The 8,107-nt window shown below is 60.0% G+C and carries 5 protein-coding genes; 3 read left to right on the forward strand and 2 right to left on the reverse strand.

Annotated features, from left to right (window positions below):
* Positions 1-197 precede the first annotated feature (197 nt).
* The gene (locus ACFQ6H_RS29390; protein ID WP_378539841.1) at positions 198-1,109 is read right to left on the reverse strand and encodes a cation transporter; all 912 of its coding nucleotides are present in this window, start codon (positions 1,107-1,109) and stop codon (positions 198-200) included.
* Positions 1,110-1,181: 72 nt separating this feature from the next.
* Positions 1,182-1,880, reverse strand: coding sequence for a haloacid dehalogenase type II (locus ACFQ6H_RS29395; protein ID WP_378632919.1), 699 nt, complete (start codon positions 1,878-1,880; stop codon positions 1,182-1,184).
* 110 nt (positions 1,881-1,990) lie between these two features.
* On the opposite strand from ACFQ6H_RS29395, the gene ACFQ6H_RS29400 reads away from it, so the two are divergent.
* The 3 genes from ACFQ6H_RS29400 to ACFQ6H_RS29410 form a co-directional block, all read left to right on the forward strand.
* On the forward strand, positions 1,991-3,328 hold the full coding sequence (locus ACFQ6H_RS29400; protein ID WP_095973755.1) for an amylo-alpha-1,6-glucosidase: 1,338 nt from the start codon (positions 1,991-1,993) through the stop codon (positions 3,326-3,328).
* 56 nt (positions 3,329-3,384) lie between these two features.
* Positions 3,385-4,131, forward strand: a complete 747-nt coding sequence (locus tag ACFQ6H_RS29405; RefSeq protein WP_378539838.1) for a glycoside hydrolase family 25 protein — start codon at positions 3,385-3,387, stop codon at positions 4,129-4,131.
* A 971-nt stretch (positions 4,132-5,102) separates the two neighbouring features.
* Positions 5,103-8,107: isopeptide-forming domain-containing fimbrial protein (locus ACFQ6H_RS29410; protein WP_378650363.1), on the forward strand; the 3,005-nt coding region annotated here is incomplete at its 3' end.

The raw sequence follows: 8,107 nt of genomic DNA on the forward strand, positions 1-8,107 counted from the left end.
ACCCACGGCGGAGCTGTTGACCACGTCGGCGACAGCATCATTGCCAGTGACAGCACCGTCGGTGATGTTGATCGTCATGAGAACCCCCCGTTCCATCTCCCATCATACTCGAACAAACTTTCGAGTCAAGGAATTGTTTTGGAAGGCGAAAACGATCGCATTGACGTGATTCTGTTGTTCGAGAGTAGATTCCGTCGCTAGAGCATCAGTGCCGGATCTGTGGTCAGTTCGATGTTCAGCCATGGTTCGTAGGGAAGGTCGGCGAGGCTGGCGGCGAACGAGCGTCGTACCGCGTCTTCACCGTCGATGTCCCAGCTGTGCGGCGCGACCATGAACGTCGCTTCGATATACAGCTTGCGACCGACTTTGCTCATCGTGAGAGTCGGTTCGTCCAAACCGAATTCGGCGCGGACGGCGGTAATGGCTTCGCGGACTCGGGTCTGAACCTGTTCTCCGGGAGCGCCTTCGAGGAGTTCGATCAGTGCGGTTCGCAGAAGTGCGTACGGTTGTGGGACCAACATCGCGCAGCCGAGGAGGACCAAGACGGAGTCGACGTATCGGTCGGCGTCGGAAAAATCTGTGCGGCCCAAGATCATTGCGACGACAGCGCCGACGGCAACCAGCGCGCTGAAGGCAGCCGATGCTCCCCACTGCCTGGCTTCGGCGACCAGCAGATCCGACGTGCGGTCGACTTGGCCGACGTAGCGCCAGATGACGATCGACACCACTGCGCTGACAGCGCCGTATGCCACCAACGATCCCGCGGTGACGTCGGCCCCGCCCGCGAGGATGACACGAACTGCCTCGACTGCGGCGTAGGCGAGCGTCGCCAGTAATGCCATGCCCTGGACGGCGATGACTACGGGAATCAACGCCTCTTTGCCGAAGGGGAAGCGTGCGGTGGGGCCCGAGTCGGCTATCCGCGAGACCCGCAGCGACAGCGCCGTGAGCACCATTCCGATGAGGGCGTACACACCGTCGAGCAGGATCACCTGGGACTGCGAGATCCAGCCCCAGAATGCGGCGAGTACAGCCAACGCCGTCGCGACCACGAGCGAGTACCGCAGGGCCTTGCGTTCGCGGGTAGCGCTGTCTTCCTTGGTGCCCATGAATTCCAAACCGCCTGTCCGTTTCGATATTCCTTCACGTAGGAATACCAGCAACGACGCGCGGGCACGGCATCAGAGCACCAATTGCGCTGCCAGATCGAGAAAGTCCTCGGCGTTGATGTCGAACTCGTCGGAAAAAGCCACATCGGGATTGCCCTCGGCTCCGAATTCGAGGGGTCGGGCGATGAAGGCGGTGCGGAATCCGAGAGCTTTGGCCGCCCGGATGTCGTATTTGTGGCTGGCAACCATCATGATCTCGGCCGGGTCGTAGCCGAGGTATCGAGCAGCCAGGTGGTAGATCTTCGGATCGGGTTTGAACACGCCGGCCATCTCGGCGGTGAAGACGGCATGCCAGGGCAGATTTCCGTGCCGGGAGATGCTGACTGCGGCATTCACGTCAGCGTTGGACAAAGCAGCGATTGTGTACTGCTGGCGCAGGGTTGTCAGGCCGGCGACAGTGTCGGGCCACGGGTCCAGGAATTTCCAGGCGGTGGTGAGTTCTTCCTGTTCGGCATCGGAAAGTTCGATGTTCTCGCGGGCCAACAGCTTGCGCAGAGCCTCGCGGTACACCGAATGTACTGTCACCCATTCGCCCGTGGAGTCGTCGGCCTCGGAGGTGTTCGCGAAGTATTCAGCGCGCCAGAGATTGACGAATCGCGACCAGTCGACGTCGGCGTCGGTGATTCGACGGGCCTCTCGGCACAGTGTGCTGTGAAAATCGGTCGCTGTGCCCTGGACGTCGAACAGCAGTGCTTTGATCTTCTCGCGCACTAGGCCTCCACTCCGAGATCACCTGACGGACTTCCTTCATTATTGCGGCTGCCGCGCCCGATTCGTGCTCGGTGAGCGCAAAGGCTCCACGCGTCGCAAAATAGACATCTATGGCCGACCGCGGATTCACCCCGACTCAGCTCGCCGCCCGAGCTGCCTACCTGCTGCGCGGAAACGACCTGGGCACGATGACCAGCGCCGCCCCGAAGCTGTATCCCCACATGTGGAGCTGGGACGCGGCGTTCGTCGCGGTAGGTTTGGCGCCGCTCAGCGTCGAGCGGGCGGTGGTAGAGCTCGATACTTTGCTCTCTGCTCAGTGGAAGAACGGGATGATTCCGCACATCGTGTTCGCGAACGGTGTCGACGGCTACTTCCCCGGCCCGACGCGGTGGGACGTCAACGCCTTGGCTGCGCACGCGCCTCTGGGTACCGCTACATCGGGAATCACCCAACCCCCCGTCCACGCGATTGCGGTGCAGCGGATTCTCGATCATTCGCGTCGGCACGGACGTACGACGCGTGCGGTCGCGGAAGAGTTCCTCGACCGGCGCTGGAGCGATCTGGTTCGGTGGCACCGGTGGTTGGCGGAGGCCCGCGATCTCGACGGCAACGGCCGTATCGCGCTCTATCACGGGTGGGAATCGGGGATGGACAACTCTCCGCGGTGGGATCTGGCGTACGCGAATGTTGTTGCGGGACAAGTGCCTGCGTATCAGCGTGCTGATCTCGCTGTGGTGACGGACCTGTCTCAGCGTCCCACGGATCACGAATACGACCGCTACCTTTGGCTTCTCGAAGAGATGAAGGCCGTGCGGTACGAGGACTCTCAGCTCGCCACGGCCATGAGTTTTGCCGTCGAGGACGTGTTTGTCAGTGCAGTCTTCTCGATGGCATGCGACGTCTTGGCAACTATCGGTGAGGAGCATTCGCGGCCGAACTCCGACGTCCGTGATCTGCGCGGTTGGGCAGATCGATTCCGGCAGGGCGTGATTGCCACCACCGATGAACGATCAGGTGCAGCAAAGGATTTCGATCTTCGCACTGGACGGTGGGTTCATACCGAGACCATCGCGATGTTTGCGCCGTTGCTGTGCGGCGGCCTGAGCCGCGATGCCGAGCGCGCTCTGTTGCGCACTTTCGAGGGGCCCAAATTCTGTGGTCACCCGGACATGCGGTTTGCTGTCCCGCCGTCCACGTCTCCGGTTTCCGGTGATTTTCGCCCGCGCGAGTATTGGCGTGGCCCGGTGTGGCCGGTCATCACGTGGTTGTTCTCGTGGGCGTTCGCGCGCAGGGGTTGGGCCGAGCGATCGCACGTCTTGCGTTCTGAGGGGTTGAGACAGGCCAGCGACGGCACATTTGCCGAGTACTACGAGCCTTTCACCGGAGAACCGTTGGGGAGCATGCAACAGTCGTGGACCGCGGCGGCCGTTCTCGACTGGCTCGGTTGAGTGAACATTCCCTGAAATAGCGGACAAAACGGACCAATCAACCTTACTCTCGGGAAATGGCCGAGCGACGGATCGTCAGGACACTGGGCAAGTTCACTCCGATCGCGATGGCTGCTGCCATCGCGATCACGGCACCTGGCCTCGCCGCTGCCGACGCTCCCCGCGGCCCGGACGTCTCTTCGTGGCAGCACGTGGACGGAACCGGAATCGACTGGTTCCAGGTCAAGGCGTCAGGGCACGAGTTCGCGATGGTCAAGGCCACCGAGTCGCTCAACTACGTCAATCCGTACTTCATCCAAGATTGCCTGGTCATGCGTGCTGCCGGCGTCTCACGCGGGGCGTACCACTATGCGGATGTTCGACAATCCCCCGAAGCTCAGGCCGCCTTCTACTCGGCGATCGTCTTGGGTATCAACGGACCTGGTGACCTGCCGCCCGTTCTGGATCTCGAGGACGCAAAGGGACTGCCTGCCGGACAGGTCATCGACTGGACTCATCGCTACCTCAATACAGTCCAGGCACTTACCGGGCGGCAGCCCATCATTTACACGTACCCCAACTTCTGGCGCACTCAGATGGCCAACACCACCGAGTTCAACCACTACCCGCTGTGGATCGCTGACTACAACGGGCAGAACGCCCCGGGGCCGCTACCCGGTGGTTGGTCCAACTGGACTTTCTGGCAGTACACCAGCACCGGACGCATCCCCGGTATCAATGGGAATACCGACATCAACGTCTACAGCGGAGCCCAGGGCGATTTCGATCGCTACGCCAACAGTGTGGGGTTCGGTAGCAGCTAGATTCTGCTGCTAGGCCTCGCTTTGCCCGTTTCGGGCCCTTCTGCCCTCGAAGTATCCATCTCGGCGCATGTGGAAGGGCCCTTTTTGGCGTCTTTACGACGCTTGGTTGGTTAGTCCGGTTGTTGCTCTCCGGTTACGAGAATTCTGCCGAAGGGTAGCCGGGTTGCTGAACATCCGACCAGCTGAGCGTGATTAAAAAGTAACTGCGTCGGAAAACGAGCAAAACTTCCTCGCGGGAAAAAGCCGAAAAAGGACTTGAGGTTCGGTCCGAATCGAGGGTGGCCGTCCGGTTTCTATCAAATTCGGCGCGTTGCTACTCAAATATCGGGACTTCATCGCGCTTCGTTACCAGCCGCCGTGGCTGGGCTCGATCGGAGTCAGTTCATTTAATTTCGGGGGCTCGCGCGGTCGCCGGGGCCCTATTCGGTTCCGTTCGTCTGCTCCTTGTTTAAGTCGACGCGATGCGCCAAACAGGCGTTATAGGTATCGGTCATTTGTCCAGATTTAACTTCCGCTCGCGGTTGTCGATCGTCCGGTCTGTTCAGCCAAAAACGTCGAAATCAACGTAAGCGTCACAGTGGTGTGCCAAATCGGCCGAATTGTCCGTCTGAACAACTCCGCTCGACGCAGCTTGTCCGATCTACGAACGAAAACGTCAAACGGTCCGCTTTGTCTCCCTTTCGATGGGCAAGCTCCCGGTTATCTGTTATCTTGATTCAGATAACTGGAAGGTTGCTCTCGATTTGCATGGATTTCGAGGGCCAAGGTCCTGTTCAGGGCGGCTCTTCCAACACACAGGTGTTTCCGAAGAGGAGCTCGAATGACAGGACCGGCAGCAGCGTCCGGTGCGAGGTTGATCAGCCGAATGCAGGCACATCGACCCGAACCAACCGATCAATCGGGAGTTCGCGCCAGCGCTCTCGCATCTCCGTCCACTGAACATCGATCAGGCACATCCTGGGGAGTAAGAAATGCCTAACGACTTACCGCCGACTAGGTCGGTCATCTTCACCGCAGGGCTACCGCCCTGGGTGCGAGCGTGGACGGTGGTATGGACCGCCATCGCGATGATTCTCGGTATCTCCGGCGCGACGGCGGTCGTTGCGTCCGCACAACCGGCTACCACGCTCGGCGGTCCCGTACAGGCTCAGGCACCGGCTCGCACCGCTGTTCTTCCTGACGAACAGCCGGCAAAGGGCTGCGCGTTCAGCACCCCTGGTACCGGTCCGTTCTCGCAGAACATCTGCTGGATCGATATGTCGACGCTCAATGCGACCACGGCTGCTTCTGCGGCCGGGCAGTCGATGGAAATCCAGCTCACCGACGGCTACAAGATCAGCTTCAAGGCTTTCCTCACCGACTCGGTAGCGGGTAAGACTCACCAGGGAATCGAAACTAGAGCTTTCCCCACGTTGAGCTATGCGGCGTTGGGAACTTCCGCGTACACGGGTGTGCCGACGACGATCAAGCCGGCGATCTACCAGACGTCGTCCGTGAATGGACAGTCTGGCGGAACGGTGTCGCTGAAGAACATCGTGATGACGGGGCCGAATGGCCCTGTCAACAACTACGGTCTCGTAGCAGCCGACGCTGAGTCGACAGACGCGAATGTGAACCGTACTAACGACCGTGAATTCCTCACTTTCAGTTCGGACAAGTCTCTGCGTCAGATTGCACGTACCGTCGGTGCCGATGCTCCTGGCTACCCCGGAATTCAGGCCTGCGACGGTGGGCTGACAGCTATGCCCGCCACCACTGTGCGATGCGATTCGTGGAACTACGTCAATGGCCAAGAACGCTCGCCCGGAACGCTGGTCGTCGCATCGACTGCTCCGACAAGTTTCGCAGCCACTTTCGGAAATACCGTTCAGGACACCTCGCGTCAGGGTCTGGCGTTCGGTGTGCTGCTGTCGAAGGTCAAGATCGACAAGGACCTCACGCGCGTGACCCCCGGTGACGATTTCACTATCGGCATGAGCACCGGACACCACGCTGATGCGGGCGCCGCTGCAGCTACCGAGATCAAGAGCACCACAACCGGCGCTACTGATACGACGGCGTCGACTGGCTGGCGGACGCTCCTCGCAGATACGACACCTACTCCTGTCACGTTCTGGGAGAAGCCCACTACCTCGGCGACCAAGACCGCGAACTACGCGACGTCATGGGATTGCCAGGTGAACGGTGTGGCCCAGTCACTCAGGATCGGTGACGTTGCGCAGGCAGCACTTACACCGGGTGACAACGTGTACTGCAAGGTCAAGAACACCCCGGTTCTCGTGAAGAAGTCGTCGTCACCACCTACCGGTGAGACGGTCAATATCGGTCAAACAATCACCTACACTCTGAATTTCGAGAATCCCGGAACTGCTCCGGCGACGATCGACTACACGGACTACCTCGCTGACGTCATCGACGACGGAACTGTCGCGCTCGGGGCCGCAACCGGCGGACTCACCGCCGCATTGAATGGCACCGACAAGATCAAGGTCGGCGGCACGTTGCCGGCTGGCGGCAAGGGGACAGTCACATACACCGTCACTGTCAAAGATGGCGGCAACAAAGTCCTGAACAACTATCTGGTTCCGGGGACTACAACTCCTCCCACAACATGTGATCCTGCAACAAATCTCTGCACGACACATCCCATGCCTGGTTTCACGCTGACCAAGACGGCGGATCCGGCTTCCGGTTCGACGGTTCAGGCCGGCGACACCATTACGTACACCGTTACCGGCGCAAACACCGGTAAGACGGCCCTGACTCCCGCGACGATCACTGATGATCTGAGCGCTGTTCTCAATAATGCTGCTGTCGTTCCCGGTTCGCTGAAGGCGACCGTCGACGGTGCTCCTGTTGCTGCTCCGACATTGTCGGGCAGCACTTTGTCGTGGTCCGCGAATCTTCAGGCAGGCAAGTCTGTTGTTCTGACCTATCAGGTGAAGGTCAATGCCAGTGTTGCCGCGGGCACGGTTCTGAACAACAAGGTCACGGGTACTGCGAAGCCGCCGACGGGTCCGGACATCACTCCTCCGCCGGTGGAGACGAATCACTCTGTTCCCGGCTTCACCTTGGCGAAGACTGCTGATCCGATTTCCGGTTCTACGGTTCAGGCCGGCGAGTCGATCAAGTACACCGTCACCGGCGCCAACACCGGCAAGACGAAGCTCGATCCCGTCAAGATCAATGATGATCTGGGTGCAGTTCTCAATAATGCTGCTGTCGTTCCCGGTTCGCTGAAGGCGACCGTCGACGGTGCTCCTGTTGCTGCTCCGACACTGTCAGGCACCACGCTCTCGTGGACCGGTGTTCTCGAAGCAGGCAAGTCTGTTGTCCTCACCTACGAGGTGAAGGTCAACGACGGTGTTGCCGCGGGCACGGTTCTGAACAACAAGGTCACCGGCACCGCGAAGCCGCCGACGGGTCCGGACATCACTCCTCCTCCGGTGGAGACGAATCACTCTGTTCCCGGTTTCACTGTCGCGAAGACTGCTGATCCGGCCTCGGGTACCGGTGTCAATGCTGGTCAGACGATCACGTACACCGTAACGGGCACGAACACCGGTAAGACAACGCTTGATCCGGTGGTATTGACCGATGATCTGTCGAAGGTTCTCGACAACGCTGCTCTGGTGGACGGTTCACTGAAGGCAGTAGTCGACGGTGCTTCTGTTGCTGCTCCGACCCTCTCGGGCACGACGCTTTCGTGGACTGGTGTTCTCGAGGCCGGTAAGTCGGTTGTTCTGACCTATCAGGTGAAGGTCAACGACGGTGTTGCCGGTGGCACACTGATCAACAACAAGGTCACGGGTACTGCGAAGCCGCCGACGGGTCCGGAGATCACTCCTCCGCCGGTCACGACCGAGCACCCGGTCCTGGCACCGAAGATTGCTGTGGTGAAGTCTTCTGATCCGGCGTCGGGTTCGAATGTTGTTGCCGGTCAGGACATCAAGTACACGTTGACGTTCTCGAACAC

The sequence above is a fragment of the Rhodococcus sp. NPDC056506 genome (assembly GCF_042794945.1).
Lineage (GTDB): Bacteria > Actinomycetota > Actinomycetes > Mycobacteriales > Mycobacteriaceae > Rhodococcus_F.

Bases quoted from the DNA above. Each gene is read 5' to 3' on its own strand.
- ACFQ6H_RS29390 (WP_378539841.1), bottom strand. From the start codon at position 1,109: ATGGGCACCAAGGAAGACAGCGCTACCCGCGAACGCAAGGCCCTGCGG.
- ACFQ6H_RS29400 (WP_095973755.1), top strand. From the start codon at position 1,991: ATGGCCGACCGCGGATTCACCCCGACTCAGCTCGCCGCCCGAGCTGCC.
- ACFQ6H_RS29405 (WP_378539838.1), top strand. From the start codon at position 3,385: ATGGCCGAGCGACGGATCGTCAGGACACTGGGCAAGTTCACTCCGATC.